Origin of the sequence: Pantoea sp. JZ2, from assembly GCF_035191405.1 — a bacterium.
In the GTDB taxonomy this organism is placed as follows: Bacteria; Pseudomonadota; Gammaproteobacteria; order Enterobacterales; family Enterobacteriaceae; genus Pantoea; species Pantoea stewartii.
In genome coordinates, this window is record NZ_CP045247.1 from 1368113 (window position 1) to 1387366 (window position 19254).

Genomic DNA, 19254 nt, shown 5'->3' on the forward strand with positions numbered 1-19254 from the left:
TTATCAAGCATCGGACGTAACGTTGAGTTAGGCTCCACCCATTCTCACGCGTGGCTAAGGCGGCGCGTCTGCGGCAGGCCAGATGGTCTGCCGTTTTCTTTTCTGCCTCTTCCTTCTCCGGGCCGACTCCGCTAGCATCCGGTAAGCGTATCTTTATGGAAGCCGTCGCGTGAAAAAATGGCGTTTTTTCCCCCAATCTCTGCGTCAGCTGGTGCTGATGGCCTTTTTGCTGGTGCTCCTGCCCTTACTGGTACTGGCCTGGCAGGCATGGGAAAGCCTCTCCGCACTCAGCAATCAGGCGGCGGACACTAACCGCAACACCTTTACCGATGTCCGGCGCAGCGAAGCCATGGCACGAACCGCCATTGAGCTGGAGCGCAGCTATCGTCAGTATTGCGTACTGGGTGATGCCTCGCTGGCGAAGCTGTATCAGACGCAGCGGATTCGTTACAGCCAGATGCTCAGCTCCCATGCTGATAATCTGCCCGATTTACCGGCTTTTAAGACGCTACGGGACACGCTGCCGCTGTTGGAAACCCTGCAGTGCCAGAACGGTAATCCGATGGGCAGTGCTGCGCAGGCGCTTGACCGTTTTTCCGCAACCAACGCACAACTGGTGCACGACACGCGGGAGGTGGTATTCGCCCGCGGCTTACAGCTTCAGCGCGAAATCGCCGATCGCGGTCAGTTCTTTGGCTGGCAGGCGCTGATTCTGTTCATTATCAGCCTGACACTCACGCTGCTGTTTACCCGCATGATCATCGGTCCGGTCAAAAGTGTCGAACGGATGATTAACCGCCTTGGCGAAGGGCGGGAACTGGGCAGCAGCATGGTGTTTCGGGGGCCACGGGAATTGCGTTCGCTGGGGCAACGTATTGTCTGGCTGAGCGAGCGGCTGCACTGGCTTGAATCTCAGCGACACGAATTTTTACGCCACCTTTCACACGAACTGAAAACCCCGCTGGCCAGTTTGCGTGAGGGCACGGCGCTTCTGGCGGATGAAGTCGCGGGCGTGCTAAATCCGGAGCAGAAAGAAATCGTCTCCATACTCGATACCAGCAGCCGTCATTTGCAGCACCTGATTGAACAATTGCTCGACTACAACCGCAGGCTCGCTGATGGGCCAATCACGCTTGAGGCGGTCAAACTGGACGATATCGTGCATGATGTTGTGAATGCCCACGCCCTTTCGGCGCGTAACAAACAGATGCATATTGAGATCGATCTGAAGGCCACAGATTGCCTGGCTGAGCCTATGCTATTAATGAGTGTAATTGATAACCTCTACTCTAACGCCGTGAACTATGGCAATGAATCCGGTAACATCTGGCTTCGTAGCCAGCAGCAGGGCGATACAGTCATCATTGAGGTCGCTAACAGCGGTACGCCCATTCCCGAGCATGAGCAGGCAATGATTTTTGAGCCCTTTTTTCAGGGTAGCCATCAGCGCAAAGGGCCGGTTAAAGGCAGTGGGCTGGGGTTAAGTATCGCAAAGGATTGTCTGCGCCGTATGCACGGCAACCTGCAACTGGTCAGCCGCGATGACGCGGATGTTTGTTTTCGCATTGAACTGAATACCACCGCCGGGAAAGTCTGAAGTATGAAATTTTTTGCCGCGATTCTTATAAGCGCACTGAGCACCCTGATGCTCAGCGGCTGTGCCTCCTCACCGGCGACCTCGGCATCCCAGCCCGCACCAAACTCTGTCGCGGTGCCTGAAACGCGCCTGGTGGATTATCTGACAACCCGCTGTAGCGATATCTGGCATATTGAAAACACTGCCGCGCTTGCCAATCCCCTTTACTGGATGCGCAGTATTGACTGCGCCGAACGACTTTCGCCCGCGGAAGCCCGCGCCGAGGCGCACCGCTGGCCAGTAGACAGCTGGTCGCGAGCCTTTAAACAGGGCGTACTCATGGCAAATGGCAACGTAACGCCACTGGAACGGCGCGACTATATCACCGAGCTGGACAGCTACAGTGAGCAGTTCCCGCAAAACCTGCGGGCACTCATCCAGCTCTGGCGCAGTAACCAGGCGGCACAGCTGGATTTAAGTGCGCTACGTTCGCGGTACGTCCATCTGCAGCAGAGCAGCGATGCGCAGACGGATGCGCTGCGTCAGCAGCAGATAAAATTACGGCAGCAGTTAAGCGATACGCAAAGCAAGCTGGAGCGGTTAACCGATATCGAACGCCAGCTTTCGTCGCGCAAAACCTCAGAGATGCCAGAAGGCAGTCATGGAACGGCGTTGCCACAAGAGGAAGAGCAGTAATGATAAAACATGCGGCACATCTGCTGCTGGTGGATGATGATCCCAGCCTGCTGAAACTGTTAGGGATGCGGCTGAGCAGCGAAGGCTATCAGGTGACCACCGCAGCCAGTGGGCCTGACGCGCTTCGGCTGTTGCAGAAAGAGAAAATCGATCTGGTGATAAGCGATTTGCGCATGGATGAGATGGACGGCCTGGCGCTTTTTGGCGAAATCCAGAAACGCCATATGGGCTTGCCGGTCATCATTTTAACCGCACACGGTTCGATTCCAGAGGCCGTCGCGGCAACCCAGCAGGGCGTATTTAGCTTTTTAACCAAACCGGTCGATCGCGATGCGCTTTATAAGGCAATCGATGAAGCGCTCGCGCAGCGCGTCCCGATCAGCGACGACCGCTGGCGGGAAGCCATCGTAACACGCAATCCTCAGATGCTGCGCTTACTTGAACAGGCGCACATGGTTGCTCAGTCGGATGTCAGCGTGCTGATCAACGGGCAAAGCGGGACGGGTAAAGAGGTGCTGGCGCAGGCTATCCATGCGGCCAGTCCGCGCGCCGACAAGCCGTTCATCGCGATCAACTGTGGTGCCTTGCCCGAGCAGTTGCTGGAGTCGGAGTTATTTGGTCACGCGAAAGGTGCCTTTACCGGTGCGGTCAGCGCGCGCGACGGCCTGTTTAAAGCGGCCGAAGGCGGGACGCTGTTTCTGGACGAAATTGGCGATATGCCGCCCGCGCTGCAGGTTAAACTGCTGCGGGTCATACAGGAGCGTAAAGTCCGGCCGCTTGGCAGCAACAACGATATTGATATCAATGTGCGGATTATCTCCGCCACGCACCGGGATTTACCGAAAGCGATGGAGAAAAACGAATTCCGTGAAGATCTCTTTTATCGCCTGAACGTTGTTAACCTGAAAATACCGGCGCTGCATCAACGTACCGAGGATATTCCGCTGCTGGCTAATCATCTGCTGCGCCAGGCCGCGGACCGTCACAAACCGCAGGTGCGCAGTTTTTCGGTGGATGCGATGAAGCGCCTGATCTCCGCCAGCTGGCCTGGTAACGTGCGTCAGTTAGTGAATGTGATTGAACAGTGCGTGGCGCTCAGTTCCTCGCCGGTGATCAGCGATGCGCTGGTAGAGCAGGCACTGAGCGGCGAAAACAGCGCATTACCAACCTTTGTCGAGGCGCGTAATCAGTTTGAACTCAATTACCTGCGCAAGCTGTTGCAGATGACCAAAGGAAATGTGACCAACGCGGCGCGTCTGGCTGGACGTAACCGTACTGAATTCTATAAGCTGCTGTCACGTCACGAACTGGACGCCAGTGACTTTAAAGAGTAATTTTCTGCCGCACCAGCCTGCAGCATGGCCAGCGACATTTATACTTAAAAAATCCCTCTGACCACGGAGGGCGCGAGGAAAGGGTCTGACATGAAAAAGATCGATGCAATAATTAAACCATTCAAACTTGATGATGTGCGCGAAGCGCTTGCTGAAGTCGGCATCACCGGGATGACCGTAAGCGAAGTGAAAGGCTTTGGCCGTCAGAAAGGGCACACGGAACTCTACCGTGGGGCAGAGTATATGGTGGACTTTCTGCCGAAGGTAAAAATTGAAATGGTGGTAGGCGATGATATCGTGGACACCTGCGTCGAAACCATCATGGGCACCGCGCAAACCGGCAAAATTGGCGACGGCAAGATCTTTGTTTTCGATGTCGCTCGCGTGGTGCGTATCCGTACCGGTGAAGAAGACGAGGAAGCGATTTAATCCTTTTCAGAAGCGAAGCTTGCTTCTGAACTGCGCCTGCGATGCGGGACAACGTTTATCGCTGGTCAGTGTGCCCCTGCCTGATTTCAGGAAGGGGCAATAATCAGTCAATTCCAGCACGTTATCATCTGGGCAACATTAACTTCAAATTGCATAACTCACTTATTCATTTTTCAAGTGTATTTATTTTTTTAATAACAACCAGATATTAATTCTATTTTATGGATTTCTAATTTTTGTTTTTTCATTCATATATTGGTCTGAATCAAGAAAGTATTCCTTTTTTCATTTAGCATGGATTTTTTAGGCTATGTGAATGGTGACTTTATATGGCGATTCCTGCTTATCTTTGGTTGAAAGATGGTGGTGGTGCGGATATTAAAGGTTCAGTTGATATCCAGAATAGAGAGGGGAGTATTGAAGTACTCAGTTTCATGCACGGATTGAGCATACCAACAGATCCCCACACCGGCAAACTTATCGGCACCCGTATTCATAGCGAATTAGAATTCGAAAAAGAGTTTGATTCGTCTAGTCCTTATCTCTATAAAGCCGTTTCATCCGGTCAGACACTTAAATCAGCGGAGATTAAGTGGTATCGCATTAATCACGCTGGTCAGGAGGAAGAATACTTCAATATGTTAATGGAAGGGGTTAAGGTTGTATCTGTTAACCCTCTTATGCATAACATAAAATCTATTGAAAATTTGAATCACCTCGAATCTGTAACTTTGAGATATGAGAGAATTACCTGGAAGTATTGCGATGGTAATATTCAACACTCAGACTCATGGAAGGAGCGCACTTAGCTTCAGCACAAAAGTAGTTAGCGGAAGAGATCGAGATGACCTGGGTTTATGATGTAAGGAAAAGATCGTTTACACAAAACGGTGAATATAAGTTTAGTGCTCTTTATGTGGGTGCTGAAGGCTATAAAGATGATCCTGATTTAGAATGTGAGATAAATAAAGGTCCTTTACCTAGAGGTAAGTACAAGATAGGAAATCCTATAACAAAACATCCTACTGCAGGTCGATTCGTTCTTCGCTTGACACCTTACCTTAGTAATAAAATGTGTGGACGTGCAGGTTTTCTTATACATGGGGACAACGGGCGGGGGACAGCATCAAATGGATGTATTGTTGCCTCCTTAGATATCAGGAGGACAATAGCAGATAGTGGTGATAAAGAGTTGATTGTGAAATGAAATGGATCATTATTACTACGCTTATTTTTCTTCTCGCTTCATGTTCATTAGAGCACAATGCTTCGAGCAAAAATGCGCTTTTCACTGAAGTATTAACAGCCTCTAAAAATGATGATAGTAAGGGCTTATCAGACAGCGATTACGACAAAATAGGGGAGCTTATAGCCCAAGGTGAAACCCGCTGGATAAGACTTTATCCCGTGTTAAGCAAATCGCCATTCTTAGGGATGACCTCTTTTCAGGAAAGTTTAAATATTGTCATGGCCTATGCTTTACCTAAGAATCCCAACGAGGTGTTAAAATTTGTTGATGAGGAAAATATTGATCACATATGTGCAGCGCCTTTTATCGAACCGGGCCGTGATGAACTGCGTGACTATTTTGACGAAACATTCCCGACATTACATAAAGCTTTGCCAGAAGGATACTGGAAACAATCCTGTTTGCTGAAACTAAGAAAGGCCCTCGCTGATACATTGCCATCAATAAAAGAAAGTTAAACCCTGCTATTTCTTCCCATGCGTTAACAATTACCCGGCTCAATAGTGGTAAGTAAAACGCTGCCATGCGTGCGAAAGCGCCTGGATAGGCGGTAATCTGTTCCGCTATGAAAATATGTCCGACTCCGACTCCGACTCCGACTCCGACGCGTCGCTCTTCACGCATGAACACAGTAATACGCACGAAACGGCTCCTTACTTTCAGCGTATAACAGATGCCAGAAGGGCCGTTCATAGCCGCAAATTACATTACCTTATGCGGACCAAACACCTCATAGTGAATCCTGTCCGCCGTCACGCCGACCGCCAGCAGCTGCTGAACGACGAACTGCATAAAGCCCAGCGGCCCACAAAGATAGAAGTGGGTATTCACCTCTTGCAGACGTGGTGAAACGCTCGCCAGATCCATAAGGCCTTGCGCATCATAACGACCTGCATCACCCTGATTTGGCTCGCGATACCAGATATGTTGGGCAAAATCAGGCAACAGGGCACCGGCCGCGCGCACTTCATCTGCAAAGGCATGCTGCTGGCCGTTTTCAGCGGCATGTAACCAGTTGACCGCTGCCGGGTGCTGTCGGGCAGCCAGCGCATGCAGCATGGCCAGCATCGGCGTTTGCCCTACGCCCGCTGAAATCAACGTGACCGGCGTCGTCGGACTTGCCTGGAGAAAAAAATCCCCGTGTGGAGGCGTCAGCTGAATCTCATCGCCTGCTTTGGCCTGTTGATGCAGCCAGCCTGAGACTCTTCCCCCGGCTTCCTGTTTTACCGCAATTCGGTAGGTCTGCGCATCGCTGACGGTGGTGAGTGAGTACTGACGAATTTGCTGATAGCGAAAGCCCGCTGGCTGCAGATGCAGTGCCACATACTGCCCCGGCCTGAAGGACGCAATGGGTTTACCATCAACAGGAGCGAGGGTAACGCTTTTGATCACGTCACTTTGTTGCTCAATCGCGCTGATGAAGAAGGCTCTCGTGCCGCGCCAGCCGCCTTGCTGGTGTGCCGATGCCTGATAAAGGGCTTCTTCACGCTGGATAAAGATATCGGCCAGCACTGTGTAGGCGCGTCTCCAGGCGGCGAGCACCGCTTCGCCAGGATTCAGCATGGCGTCGATAGAGGCGAGTAAATACTCACCCACAATTTTATATTGCTCAGGCTGGATAGTCAGGCTGGCGTGCTTTTGGGCAATTTTTTCGACGGCTGGCCGTAGCGCCGTCAGATTGTCCAGATTGGCCCCGTAGGCGCAAATCGCATTAAACAGCGCTTCACGCTGTGCGCCATTGCGCTGGTTGGCCCTGTTAAAGACATGCTTTAACTCTGGATGATGAGAGAGCATCTGACTGTAAAAATGGGCCGTCAGATCGGGGCCGCATGCGGCAATCGCGGGAAGGGTGGATTTCACAATGTGAATCGTCTTGGCATCAAGCATGGGAATATCTCACTTAAAGTTGCATTTTAAATGCATCTTATGGCCGGGCGTTTTGTTCTGTAAATAGCGTTGTGGTTTACAGGAAGACTGAGCGGCAAATTTTCAGACGGAGAAATGGAAAATTTCCGTTACAGGGTGCGGGGAAAAACAGCGGAAAACCGCTTGCAAAGCGAGCCAAAAACACATCGCCAATGCGAAGCCAAACGTTTGCGTAAAAAGAGGGGATTGGCCCTACCGTCCCCTGGTAAAAGGGTTTACACTGTCTGCCTTCGCCCTTTGGGGGCGTAATTTGCCGATTTAAAGATAGCCAGTCAGGAGATGCGGATGTTAAAGCGTGAAATGAACATTGCCGATTATGATGCCGAGTTGTGGCAGGCGATGGAGCAAGAGAAAGTGCGTCAGGAAGAGCACATTGAACTGATTGCTTCTGAAAACTACACCAGCCCGCGTGTAATGCAGGCGCAAGGTTCACAGCTCACCAACAAATATGCTGAAGGCTATCCTGGCAAACGTTATTACGGCGGCTGCGAGTATGTAGATATTGTTGAGCAGCTGGCTATCGATCGTGCGAAAGCGCTGTTTGGTGCAGATTATGCCAACGTACAGCCGCACTCAGGTTCACAGGCTAACTTTGCTGTGTTTACCGCCCTGCTGCAGCCAGGCGATACCATTCTGGGTATGAACCTCGCGCACGGTGGTCATCTGACGCACGGTTCGCCTGTTAACCTGTCGGGCAAACTCTACAATGTCGTGCCTTACGGTATCGATGAAACCGGTAAAATTGACTACAACGAACTGGCTGAGCTGGCAAAAACGCACCAGCCTAAGATGATCATTGGCGGTTTCTCTGCGTATTCGGGTATTTGCGACTGGGCCAAAATGCGCGAAATCGCAGACAGCGTTGGTGCCTGGTTGTTTGTGGATATGGCGCACGTTGCGGGTCTGATTGCGGCTGACGTTTACCCGAACCCTTTACCGCACGCGCACGTTGTGACTTCTACAACCCACAAAACGCTGGCCGGTCCGCGTGGCGGCATCATTCTGGCGAAAGGTGGCGACGAAGAACTGTACAAAAAGCTTAACTCTGCGGTTTTCCCTGGCGGCCAGGGCGGCCCGCTGATGCACGTCATTGCGGGTAAAGCCGTGGCGTTCAAAGAAGCGATGGAACCCGAGTTCAAAACCTACCAGCAGCAGGTGGCAAAAAACGCGAAAGCGATGGTCGAGGTCTTACTGGAACGCGGTTATAACATCGTGTCAGGCGGCACTTACAACCACCTGTTCCTGATTGATCTGGTGAGCAAAAACCTGACCGGTAAAGAAGCGGATGCGGCACTGGGCCGTGCCAATATCACCGTGAACAAAAACAGCGTGCCGAACGATCCGAAAAGCCCGTTTGTCACCTCCGGTGTACGTATCGGTACCCCAGCGGTCACGCGTCGTGGCTTTAAAGAAGCGGACGTGCGTGAACTGGCCGGCTGGATTGCTGACGTGCTGGACGATGTGAACGACGAAGCCACGATTGAACGCACGAAGCAAAAAGTGCTGGATATCTGTGCGCGCTTACCGGTTTACGCCTGATCCCGTCAGGTGAGTCAACGGTTGAAAAAGGATGGCCCCGGCCATCCTTTTTTATTGCCCGTCTCACGTGGCTCTGACAAAGTATCGACCTCTTAACACGACCGGTCACACTATTGCTGGAGGGAACATGGCAATCGGCTCCGCCAGATGGCTTGGATTAAGCTATTTCACCTACTTTTTTTGTTACGGTATTTACCTGCCTTTCTGGGGCGTCTGGCTAAAAGGCGTGGGACTGAACCACGAACAAATTGGCCTGCTGCTTGGCTGCGGCATGGTGGCGCGTTTTGTAGGCAGTTTGTTCATCGCCTCGCAGGTTAAACATCCTTCTCAACTGATTACGGCGTTGCGGCTGCTGGCGCTGCTGACCTGTCTTTTTGCCGTGGGATACTGGACTGGACAACAGTGGTTGTGGCTGCTGTTAGTGATGACCGGCTTTAATCTGTTTTTCTCCCCGCTGGTGCCTTTAAGTGATGCGCTGGCGGCGACCTGGACGCAACAAATTGGTCTGGCCTACGGGCCGGTGCGCCTCTGGGGTTCTCTGGCCTTCGTCATCAGTTCGTCGTTGACCGGTATGCTGGTGACGGCTTTTTCATCCCAGGCGATTTTAATGCTACTGTCAGCGGGCGTCATAAGTATGCTGGCGGGTATGTTGCTGACGCCGCAAACACACCCTCAGGGCAGCGAACGCAAGAGCAACGTCAGCGGTGGCTGGCAGGCCTGGCGCGATCTGATACGGGAAAACGCGGTCTGGCGTTTCATGGTGTGCGTCACCCTGCTGCAGGGAGCGCATGCGGCCTATTACGGCTTCAGTGCGATCTGGTGGCAGGAAAGTGGCTATTCCGCCTCGTGCATTGGTTATCTGTGGTCGCTTGGCGTGGTGGCAGAAATTGTGATCTTTGCGCTGAGTCACCGTCTGTTTCACCGCTGGCAGGCGCGCGATTTACTGCTGCTGTCCGGCGTTTGCGCGTTAATTCGCTGGAGCCTGCTGGGGGCCAGCACGGCACTGCCGGTGTTGATTGTGGCGCAAATTCTCCACTGCGGTACGTTTACGGTCTGCCATCTTGCAGCCATGCGTTTCATTGCTTCACGGCAGGGTGCGGAGGTGATTCGGTTGCAGTCGCTCTATTCGGCGCTGGCGATGGGCGGCGGTATCGCCGTGATGACGATGATTTGTGGCGTGCTGTTTACCCATCTTCATGGACAGCTGTTTTGGGTGATGGCGCTGGTGGCGCTGCCTGCGCTGTTTCTGCGCCCGCGTCAGGACTCCAGTAAATAACGAATGCGTTGCTGATGATATTCGGTCAACGGCAATTCTGCATGGATCAGCGGGGGCGAAAACAGCGGCAGGGAGGTGACGTAAGGCGAGATGATCAAATCAACTTCGCGCGGCGCGCCGTCGCGCTGAAAGTCATCCACATGCTGATAGGTGATATTAACGGGTAATAAGGTGATTTCCCGGATCTGCTGCTCAACGTCCTGTTCCAGCGCCGGATCGTCACCCGTCAGGAGCAGCACCTGTTTTTCCTGAAGGGCGCTGCTCTGCATCAGCCAGGCACCAAAAATAATGGTTATCAGACTGACTTCTTCCGGTTTAAAACAAATCGCGTATTCCTGCTCAAACGCCACCAGCGCCTGCTGAGTGGTTCGCAGCAGGCGCGGATAAAGCCTGGTTACGTCTTGTGCCACACTGTCATCAATGCCAATAGTAAAGTAGGTGCGATCCAGCGCCTGCGCCAGGTGCGTATACAGTTGCTGCTGGAGTTCGGCACGTTCAGGAAAAGGGGTGCCTGACGAAGCCTCGAAGTCATCGATCAGCTGATGCGTGGCGCGCATGAGCCGCTGTTCACTGGCGTGACGGATGGCGTCCGGATGCGGCGCGTGGATGAGGCTGAACAGTAATGTCCAGAAGTCGGTTTCACTCGCATCCGGTGCGAGATGGCACCGTTTTTTCCAGTGACGAATGACATCAGTGGCCGCGCGGCGCTCCGCCTTCATCGCCAGCCAGGCCTGCTGTTGTGCAGTAAAGAGGGCAGGCTGGCGCTGGCACAGGCCGTATTTCATAAATATTTGTAAAAAGAGTTGATCGCGTGTACTGAAAGGGCGATCAAGGCACAGGCTGCAGTGCTGGATGAGTGCCTGTAGATTGGTTTCATCGTAGAGCGCCTTCTCAATTTTCATTTGCTTAAGGCGCTGGCGAAGCGGTGTCGCAAAATGCTCACAGACAAACGTCTGCGACAGACGCAAACTGCGCCGCAGGTTATGTATAAGACAAATTCGTCTGTCCAGCTCTGTACCATGAATGCGCAAGCTGCCATCCACCATTTGGTGAAGTTCCAGTTGATGATAGCGCTGTATCTCATCACCCACGGCGGCAATATCTTGCCTGGCGGTGGCAGCATCCACGCCGTTAAGCAGGCTTAACCGCGTGAGCGTCAGCACGGGAGTGGGCAGAAACAGCAATAACAACAGGTGGCAGCGGCGCTGAGAAACGGTGAAGAGTGGTGCTGAAGATGTAGCAGAACTCATCAATCAATATTCCCGCTGGCTATTTTTAGCTAAGAATAGTCAACTGCCCTGACCGGTGAAGGGTTTACCCGGTTTTTTGTTCAGAGGTTTAAGGCGGGTCACAAAATTTTGTTACTTATGAAACCTTTTTATCAGGAACGTTACTTTATAACATTATGAAACGCATGTTTTTCGCACTGCTAACCCTGATAAGTTCGTCAGCACTGGCACATCCTCACAGCTTTATTGATATGAAAACGGAACTGGTTGCTGACGGCGATCGGTTTACGGGCTTGAAAATGATCTGGACCATGGATGAGATTACCTCCGCCGATCTTCTTTACGACGCGAGCGATGCGAAACCGGGCACCGTGGTCTGGAAAAAACTGGCAGCCGGCGTAATGGCGAATGTGCTGGGACAACATTATTTTTCTGAAATCTGGCATAACAAGCAGCGGGTGAAGTTCTTGAATCTACCAAAAGAATACAATCTGTCACGCAGTGGCAACAAAGCGGTGCTGGAGTTTGTGTTGCCGCTGGCCGAGCCACCTACATTAACCGGTCAGCGCTTTGAGATTCTCACCTTCGATCCCACATATTTCGTCGACATGTTCTATGACAAGCCTGACGCCTTAACCGTGCCGCCAGCGTTGCAGTCACGCTGCGCCTTCACCTTGCATACGCCAAAGCCGAATGACTCGTTGAAGCAGTATGCCTTATCGCTCGACAAGGCCGATGCGCCACCCGAAGAGATGGATCTGGGCAGGCAGTTCGCGCAAACGGTGATTCTGACATGTCACTGACGACCATAGCGCGGCCCAAAAAACGGCTGTGGCCACTGGCAGTATTCATGGTCGGGCTGGTGACAGCGGTTAGCGCGATCTGGCTGTACTGGCCGCAAATTCTGCTGCAAAGTGTGCTCTGGCAAAAAATCCTCAACCGCGAGATGACGCAGCTCCTGCAACAGGTCGCCGAACATCCGCACCGGGCTGGCCTGTCATTACTGGCGTTTAGTCTGGTGTACGGCATCCTGCATGCGTTAGGACCTGGGCACGGTAAGGTTGTTATCACCACTTTCCTGGCCACTCATCCGGCAAAACTGAAAACCAGCATGAAGCTGACGCTGCTGGCATCGCTGTTACAGGGTTCAGTCGCGATTGTTCTGGTAACCCTGATGCTGGTGGTATTGCACACCTCATCACGCCAGTTGCATCTGAGCAGTTTCTGGCTGGAGAAGGGCAGTTATCTTCTGGTGATTGCCCTGGGAATCTGGACAGGTTATCGGGCGGTCAACTCTCTGTGGCGACTGTTCCGACCGAAACCGGCGATGAACATTCGTGCTCTGCATCCACACCATCATCATGATGATCAGTGCGGCTGCGGTCATGCTCATCTGCCCAGTGCACAGCAGGTAGCCGGTGCCGTTAACGTGAAAACCCAGTTACTGGTGGTTCTGTCGATGGGGCTGCGGCCCTGTTCAGGAGCCATTATGATGCTGCTGTTTGCTAAGGTGATTGGCGTTTACCTCTGGGGCGTCCTCTCGGCGGCGGTGATGGCGATGGGAACGGCCCTGACCATTTCGGCGATTGGTCTGCTGGTGCAGCGCTCGCGTTCGCTGGCGCAACGGCTGAGTGCAAACAGCCACATAAGCGATCGCGCACGCAGCCTGTTGCCTTTGTTGGCTTTGCTGGGTAGCGTCATGTTGATCGTTGCGGGCTGTGCGTTATGGCAATCTGCTCAACCGGGGTTGGCGGGCGGCATCCGGCCTTTCTGATTTCTATAGCAGCGAAAAGCGTTTTTCGCTGCTCATTCTGCAATATTTTCCTCACTATTTTTTATTTTTCTGCTGACTGTTTAGTGGTGAAATTTGTTTTCACTGTCTACGCTGTTAATAGTTAAATCACCTCCCAATAATGGGATGAATAAAAACGGAACGATTCCGTGCTTTGCGAGGAAAATATCTCATGGCTGATACCCGTATTAATAATGGCTACACCGATCCGCTGGTAACTGGAACAGCGGGTTTGCCCCTAAAACGTATTTCATGGAGTGCCGTTTTTGCCGGTGTTATTTGCGCACTGATAATTCACATATTATTAACTCTGCTGGGAACAGCTATCGGCGCGACGACTATTGATCCCCTGCAGGAAGGCAATCCGTTTAAACATCTGGGCACCGGTGCGCTGGTGTGGACGGCGATTGAAATGCTTCTCGCCATCGTCGCGGGCGCCTATGTTGCCGGACGTCTGGCACAGCGCGAAGGCGCGCTGCATGGGTTACTGATGTTTGGCATCAGCACGGTGATAACGATTTATTTAGCCGTCAGTCTTGCCAGTAGCGTATTAGGCGGTGCGATGAACATTCTGGGCACGGGCTTCCAGGCTGTCGGTCAGGGTATTTCAGCCGCTGCGCCATCTGTTACCCAAATGGCAAAAGACAAGCTGCAGGAAAACAATATTAATTTAAATGACATGCAGCGTGAGCTGGAAACGACGCTGCGTCAAACAGGCAAGCCTGAATTACAACCTGAAAAACTGAAGCAGGATGCGAATAATGAAGCGCAGAATGCAGAGAACCAGGCAAATAACACCGCTAATCATCCGCAAACCGCAGACACGGATTTAGCTAACTGGTTTAAAGGCGTTATTGATCGTCATGCTGATACATTACAGGCAGCCGATCGTGAGGCGTTGAAAAATATTATTAAAGCGCGCACCGGCAAAAGCGATCAGGAAGCAGAGCAGATCGTTAATCAGGCAGAGCAGAGCTATCAGCAGGCTATGCAGAAATATCAGGAGCTGAAACAGCAGGCAGAGCAGAAAGCCCGTGAAGCCGGTGAGCAGGCGGCTAAAGCGACAGCGAAAGCCAGCTGGTACGCCTTATTTATCCTGATTATTGAAGCAGTCCTGGCAGGCGTGATGGGCATGGTGGGACGTCGTACTCAGCCACGTCAGGTGTTGGCGAACGAACGTCGCTAACCGAAAGGCGTTAAAAAAGGCGGCACAGAATGTGCCGCCTTTTTCTTTAGCGCTTCAGCGCTTCGCTCAGTTCATCGCGCATGGACGACAGCAGCGCTTTAACCACACGAGGATTACCGGCCACAATGTTACCTGAATGCAGGTAACCATGATTGCCGGTGAAGTCAGTAACCAGTCCGCCCGCTTCACGCACCAGCAGTTCACCCGCGGCAAAATCCCACGGTTTCAGACCGATTTCAAAATAGCCATCCACACGACCTGCGGCAACATAGGCCAGGTCCAGTGCGGCAGAGCCGGTACGACGGAAGTCCGCACACTGTGTGAACAGTTTGGTCATGATGTTCATGTAAGCCGGCGCGTGCTGTTTTAGCTTGAACGGGAAACCGGTCGCCAGAATGGTGCCATCCAGATCGCGAGCGATGCTGCCGCGCAGACGGTAGCCGTTAAGCTGCGCGCCCTGGCCACGTACGGCACTGAACAGTTCATTACGCATAGGATCATATACCACCGCCACTTCAGTACGGCCTTTAATGCGTACGGCGATAGAAACAGAGAAGTGGGGCAGGCGTTTGATAAAGTTGGCCGTGCCATCCAGCGGATCGATTACCCATTGAATGTCCTGATCTTCACCTTCAAGTTCACCACTCTCTTCAGTAATAATGGTGTGCTTCGGGTAGGATTTACGAATCACTTCGATAATCAGGCGTTCTGCGTCGCGGTCAACATTGGTTACGAAGTCGTTACTGCCTTTCTGGCTGGCTTCGACGGCGTCCGGGGTTTCATAATTCTTGGCAATTAAATTTCCGGCCTTGCGCGCTGCGCGCACGGCAATGTTGAGCATTGGATGCATCGGTATCTCTCGCTGGATGTTAAAGAACGGGGAAAACGGCGCGGAGTATAGCAGGGTGTTCGGTAAATGTCCTGCTTTATGTTAGAGTACGCGTCATCATTTTCTGACCGATCCCAATTATGCTGCAAAATATTCGTATCGTACTGGTAGAAACTTCTCACACCGGCAACATGGGCTCCGTCGCGCGCGCGATGAAAACTATGGGCTTAACTAACCTCTATTTGGTCAATCCGTTAGTGAAGCCGGATTCACAGGCTATCTCGCTGGCTGCCGGGGCCAGTGACGTGATTGGCGAGGCGAAAATTGTCGACTCACTGGATGACGCGATTGCCGGATGCAGTCTGGTGGTCGGCACCAGTGCACGTTCCCGCTCGCTGCCGTGGCCGATGCTGGATTCACGTGAATGTGGCCTGAAAAGTATTGAAGAGGCCCGGCAGGCCCCCGTCGCCCTGGTGTTTGGTCGTGAGCGTGTCGGGCTGACTAACGATGAATTGCAAAAGTGCCATTATCATGTGGCCATCCAGGCGAACCCGGAATACAGCTCGCTTAACCTGGCGATGGCGGTGCAGATCATTGCCTATGAAGTCCGCATGGCCTGGCTGCAGGCGCAGGACAACGCCAGTCCCAAACCGCAGTACGAGGAATCACCTTATCCGCTTGTCGACGACCTGGAGCGTTTCTACCAGCACATGGAACAGATGATGCTGGAAAGCGGATTTATCCGTGAAGCCAATCCCGGCCAGGTAATGAGCAAGCTGCGTCGTCTGTATACGCGTGCCCGTCCTGAGCGCGACGAACTCAATATTCTGCGCGGGATGCTCGCCTCGTTTGAGAAGCGTAAAGGACCGAAACAAAACGGCCCTGAATAGTTGAGTAAAACGCCAGGTTAAATAGTTGAGTAAATTACTTGGTTAAATAGTTGACCAAATTACTCGGGAATGTCAGACTTGCCGTCATCTTCGCTAATCCTCCGATAACCGGACGCTATTGAGGTTGTATGCTATGAGACTGACATCCAAAGGACGTTACGCTGTTACCGCTATGCTGGACGTTGCCCTGCATTCTCACCAGGGCCCTGTTCCACTGGCTGACATCTCTGAACGCCAGGGTATATCGCTCTCTTATCTGGAGCAGCTGTTCTCGCGGTTACGTAAGCACAATCTGGTATCCAGCGTTCGTGGTCCGGGTGGCGGTTATCTGCTGGGCAAAGAAGCCAGCGCGATTGCGGTGGGTGAAGTGATCACTGCGGTTGATGAATCTGTGGACGCCACCAAATGCCAGGGCAAAGAAGGCTGTCAGGGTGGCGAGCGCTGTCTGACCCATGTGTTGTGGCGTGACCTGAGCGTCCGTATTAGCGAATTCCTGAACAACATTACGCTGGCTGAGCTGGTGAATAATCAGGAAATCCTGGATGTGGCCGACCGCCAGAATGCTAACGACAATCGTCGTTTCCAGCACGCCCGCGCACAGGAAATCAACGTTAACCTCCGCGCCTCCTAATCCTCTGCTTCTCCGGCCCTTACTGCTAACGCGGCAGGGGCTGAATCTGCTATAAATACGTATGATTTTTTATACGGAGCTGTAGCGCAATGAAATTACCGATTTACCTGGATTATGCCGCCACGACGCCGGCCGATCCGCGTGTGGCCAGCAAAATGATGCAATTCCTGACGCCGGATGGCACGTTTGGTAACCCGGCCTCCCGTTCGCACCGTTTCGGCTGGCAGGCAGAAGAGGCGGTGGACGTTGCGCGCAATCAGGTCGCGGAGCTGGTCAATGCTGACCCACGTGAAATCGTCTTCACCTCCGGGGCCACCGAATCCGACAATCTCGCCATTAAAGGCGCAGCCCATTTCCACCAGTCGCGTGGTAAACACATCGTCACCAGCGTAACCGAACATAAAGCGGTCATTGATACCTGCCTGCAACTTGAACGTGAAGGCTTTGAGATCACCTGGCTGACGCCAGCAGCGAATGGCCTGATCGCGCCTGACGACCTGCGCGCCGCGCTACGTGACGACACGGTGCTGGTTTCCATCATGCATGTGAATAACGAAATCGGTGTGATTCAGGATATCGCTGCGCTGGGCGCCCTGTGCCGGGAGCGGGGCATCCTGTTCCACGTCGATGCGACGCAAAGCGTCGGGAAACTGGCTATCGATCTCGCTGAACTGCCTGTTGATCTGATGTCGTTTTCCGGTCATAAAGTTTATGGTCCTAAAGGCATTGGCGCGCTCTATGTCCGTCGTAAGCCGCGTATCCAGATTGATGCGCAGATCCACGGCGGCGGTCACGAGCGCAATATGCGATCGGGCACCTTACCGGTGCACCAGATTGTCGGCATGGGTGAGGCTTACCGCATTGCCAAAGCGGTGCGTGAAGAAGAGATGGCCCGCTTGTCGCTGTTGCGTGACAAACTGTGGCACGGCATTCGTGAGACAGGCGGCGTAACGGTGAATGGTGATTTGCAACACAGCTGCGCCAACATACTTAACGTCAGTTTTGCTGATGTTGAAGGTGAGTCGTTGATCATGGCGCTGAAAGATCTTGCGCTGTCGTCCGGATCGGCCTGTACTTCCGCCAGTCTGGAACCTTCCTATGTTCTGCGCGCACTCGGTCTGAACGAAGAACTGGCCCACAGTTCACTTCGCTTCTCACTGGGGCGGTTCACCACTGAAGAAGAGATCGATTATGCCATTGCGCTGGTGCAGAAGTCCGTGACGCGCCTGCGTGAACTCATGAAGTCATAATCAGGCCTGAAGAGGCTGACCACTGCGCACCGGCAACGCCTGCGGTGTGCGGCGTAACATCTGTATGAAAAGCCGTCGCAAAACAGGCTGGATAAAACGAATAACGAATACGGAGCCCTACAATGAGTACACAACCGATGAATATCACGCTCAGCAACCAGCCCGCCGATGCGCGCTGGGGTGACAAAGCACTGTTAAGCAGCAATGAAAACGGTATGACCGTGCACCTGCGTGAAGCCGATGCGTTGATGAGCATCCAGCGTGCCGCGCGTAAGCTGGATGGGCAGGGCATTCGTCATGTTGCCCTGACGGGCGAAGGCTGGCATCTGGAGCAGTGCTGGGCCTTCTGGCAGGGCTATCGCAGCCCGAAAGCCAAAAACAGCGTTGACTGGCCGCAGTTGGGTGAACATGAACAGGCGGAATTTGATCGCCGCCGTAAGATCGTAGGCTGGGTGCGCGATACGATTAACCTGCCTGCAGATGATTTAGGGCCAGAGACGCTGGCACACAGTGCCGTAGATTTACTGAGCGAGTTAGGTGGCGAAGCGGTCAGCTATCGCATAACCAAAGGCGATGATTTACGTGAGCAAGGCTATATGGGCCTGCACACGGTAGGACGGGGCTCAAACCGTCCGCCGGTTTTCCTGGCACTGGATTTTAACCCCACCGGCGACAGCGAAGCGCCGGTTTACGCCTGCCTGGTCGGTAAAGGGATTACCTTCGATACCGGTGGCTACAGCCTCAAAACCAGTGCCACCATGGACTCCATGAAGTCAGATATGGGCGGTGCCGCGACGGTGACCGGTGCACTGGCCATGGCCATCGCGCGCGGACTGAAAAAGCGCGTCAAACTTTACCTGTGCTGCGCGGATAACATGGTCAGCAGCAACGCCTTTAAGCTGGGTGACATCATTCGTTATCGCAATGGCAAGTCGGTAGAAGTGATGAACACCGATGCGGAAGGTCGTCTGGTCCTGGCAGATGGTCTGATCGATGCCAGCGAGCAGAATCCGACGCTGCTGATCGATGCGGCAACGCTGACCGGTGCCGCGAAAACGGCGGTGGGCAACGATTATCACGCCTTGTTTACCTTCGACGATGTGCTGGCGCAGTCGGTGATGGGCAGTGCGGTCAGTGAAAACGAACCGTTCTGGCGTTTGCCGCTGGCAGAGTTCCATCGCAGTCATCTGCCGTCAAACTTTGCCGATCTGAATAACATCGCCAGCCCGGCACATTCTGCCGGTGCCAGCAGCGCGGCGGCGTTCCTGTCCTATTTCGTCAGCCACTATCAGCAAGGCTGGTTACATATCGACTGCTCAGCGACGTACCGTAAGAGCGCGGTCGATCAATGGTCGGCAGGCGCAACCGGCCTGGGCGTGCGCACTATCGCCAACCTGTTACTGAAATAAATGCAATCTCCGC

The 19254-nt window shown here is 53.1% G+C and carries 19 protein-coding genes; 16 read left to right on the forward strand and 3 right to left on the reverse strand.

Annotation, left to right across the window (positions count from 1 at the left end):
• Positions 1-169 precede the first annotated feature (169 nt).
• From GC087_RS06825 to GC087_RS06855, 7 genes are all read left to right on the forward strand, one after another.
• Positions 170-1597 carry a sensor histidine kinase gene (locus tag GC087_RS06825; RefSeq protein WP_324030082.1) on the forward strand — a complete coding sequence of 476 codons (1428 nt, stop codon included), beginning with the start codon at positions 170-172 and terminating at the stop codon, positions 1595-1597.
• Positions 1598-1600: 3 nt separating this feature from the next.
• Positions 1601-2272, forward strand: coding sequence for a two-component system QseEF-associated lipoprotein QseG (gene qseG / locus GC087_RS06830; RefSeq protein WP_033740913.1), 672 nt, complete (start codon positions 1601-1603; stop codon positions 2270-2272).
• Positions 2272-3606, forward strand: a complete 1335-nt coding sequence (glrR, locus tag GC087_RS06835; RefSeq protein ID WP_324030083.1) for a two-component system response regulator GlrR — start codon at positions 2272-2274, stop codon at positions 3604-3606. Before qseG ends, glrR begins: the two co-directional genes overlap by 1 nt.
• Before the next feature lie 90 nt (positions 3607-3696).
• Positions 3697-4035: a nitrogen regulatory protein P-II gene (glnB, locus tag GC087_RS06840; RefSeq protein WP_324030084.1), complete on the forward strand. Its 339-nt coding sequence runs from the start codon at positions 3697-3699 to the stop codon at positions 4033-4035.
• A gap of 329 nt (positions 4036-4364) precedes the next feature.
• Positions 4365-4844 (forward strand): Hcp family type VI secretion system effector, encoded by a 480-nt coding sequence (locus GC087_RS06845; RefSeq protein ID WP_324030085.1) that lies wholly within the window; start codon positions 4365-4367, stop codon positions 4842-4844.
• Between the two features lie 35 nt (positions 4845-4879).
• Complete coding sequence (locus tag GC087_RS06850) at positions 4880-5242, forward strand: tlde1 domain-containing protein (protein ID WP_324030086.1); 363 nt, start codon at positions 4880-4882, stop codon at positions 5240-5242.
• Positions 5239-5742 (forward strand): hypothetical protein, encoded by a 504-nt coding sequence (locus GC087_RS06855; protein WP_324030087.1) that lies wholly within the window; start codon positions 5239-5241, stop codon positions 5740-5742. The genes GC087_RS06850 and GC087_RS06855 overlap by 4 nt, the downstream gene beginning before the upstream one ends.
• Before the next feature lie 244 nt (positions 5743-5986).
• On the opposite strand, the gene hmpA is transcribed toward GC087_RS06855, so the two are convergent.
• Entirely contained in the window at positions 5987-7171 is a 1185-nt protein-coding gene (gene hmpA, locus GC087_RS06860; RefSeq protein WP_205955569.1) for an NO-inducible flavohemoprotein, read from the reverse strand.
• Between the two features lie 324 nt (positions 7172-7495).
• Here hmpA and glyA point away from each other — a divergent pair, with 324 nt between their 5' ends.
• Both glyA and GC087_RS06870 read left to right on the forward strand, forming a co-directional pair.
• Positions 7496-8749: a serine hydroxymethyltransferase gene (gene glyA / locus GC087_RS06865; protein ID WP_033740908.1), complete on the forward strand. Its 1254-nt coding sequence runs from the start codon at positions 7496-7498 to the stop codon at positions 8747-8749.
• Between the two features lie 127 nt (positions 8750-8876).
• Complete coding sequence (locus GC087_RS06870; RefSeq protein WP_324030089.1) at positions 8877-10025, forward strand: 3-phenylpropionate MFS transporter; 1149 nt, start codon at positions 8877-8879, stop codon at positions 10023-10025.
• On the opposite strand, the gene csiE is transcribed toward GC087_RS06870, so the two are convergent.
• Positions 10007-11275 (reverse strand): stationary phase inducible protein CsiE, encoded by a 1269-nt coding sequence (gene csiE, locus GC087_RS06875; protein WP_058707699.1) that lies wholly within the window; start codon positions 11273-11275, stop codon positions 10007-10009. The two genes, GC087_RS06870 and csiE, sit on opposite strands and share 19 nt — an antisense overlap.
• A gap of 155 nt (positions 11276-11430) precedes the next feature.
• On the opposite strand from csiE, the gene GC087_RS06880 reads away from it, so the two are divergent.
• The 3 genes from GC087_RS06880 (at position 11431) to GC087_RS06890 (ending at position 14232) form a co-directional block, all read left to right on the forward strand.
• The gene (locus GC087_RS06880) at positions 11431-12057 is read left to right on the forward strand and encodes a DUF1007 family protein (RefSeq protein ID WP_006120642.1); all 627 of its coding nucleotides are present in this window, start codon (positions 11431-11433) and stop codon (positions 12055-12057) included.
• Positions 12048-13028 carry a nickel/cobalt transporter gene (locus GC087_RS06885; protein WP_039340000.1) on the forward strand — a complete coding sequence of 327 codons (981 nt, stop codon included), beginning with the start codon at positions 12048-12050 and terminating at the stop codon, positions 13026-13028. Before GC087_RS06880 ends, GC087_RS06885 begins: the two co-directional genes overlap by 10 nt.
• Before the next feature lie 190 nt (positions 13029-13218).
• Entirely contained in the window at positions 13219-14232 is a 1014-nt protein-coding gene (locus tag GC087_RS06890) for a YrzE family protein (protein ID WP_324030092.1), read from the forward strand.
• 46 nt (positions 14233-14278) lie between these two features.
• Here the strand turns inward: GC087_RS06890 and suhB are convergent, their stop codons facing one another.
• A complete protein-coding gene (suhB, locus tag GC087_RS06895; protein ID WP_324030094.1) occupies positions 14279-15082 on the reverse strand; it encodes an inositol-1-monophosphatase in 804 nt (267 codons plus the stop codon).
• Positions 15083-15201: 119 nt separating this feature from the next.
• Between suhB and trmJ the strand changes: the two genes are divergently transcribed.
• The 4 genes from trmJ to pepB all read left to right on the forward strand — a co-directional run bounded on the left by trmJ (position 15202) and on the right by pepB (position 19241).
• The gene (gene trmJ / locus GC087_RS06900; RefSeq protein ID WP_006120638.1) at positions 15202-15951 is read left to right on the forward strand and encodes a tRNA (cytosine(32)/uridine(32)-2'-O)-methyltransferase TrmJ; all 750 of its coding nucleotides are present in this window, start codon (positions 15202-15204) and stop codon (positions 15949-15951) included.
• Between the two features lie 133 nt (positions 15952-16084).
• A complete protein-coding gene (gene iscR / locus GC087_RS06905) occupies positions 16085-16582 on the forward strand; it encodes a Fe-S cluster assembly transcriptional regulator IscR (protein WP_006120637.1) in 498 nt (165 codons plus the stop codon).
• Between the two features lie 89 nt (positions 16583-16671).
• Entirely contained in the window at positions 16672-17832 is a 1161-nt protein-coding gene (locus tag GC087_RS06910; RefSeq protein ID WP_324030095.1) for an IscS subfamily cysteine desulfurase, read from the forward strand.
• Between the two features lie 122 nt (positions 17833-17954).
• The gene (pepB, locus tag GC087_RS06915; RefSeq protein ID WP_006120635.1) at positions 17955-19241 is read left to right on the forward strand and encodes an aminopeptidase PepB; all 1287 of its coding nucleotides are present in this window, start codon (positions 17955-17957) and stop codon (positions 19239-19241) included.
• Positions 19242-19254: the final 13 nt, after the last annotated feature.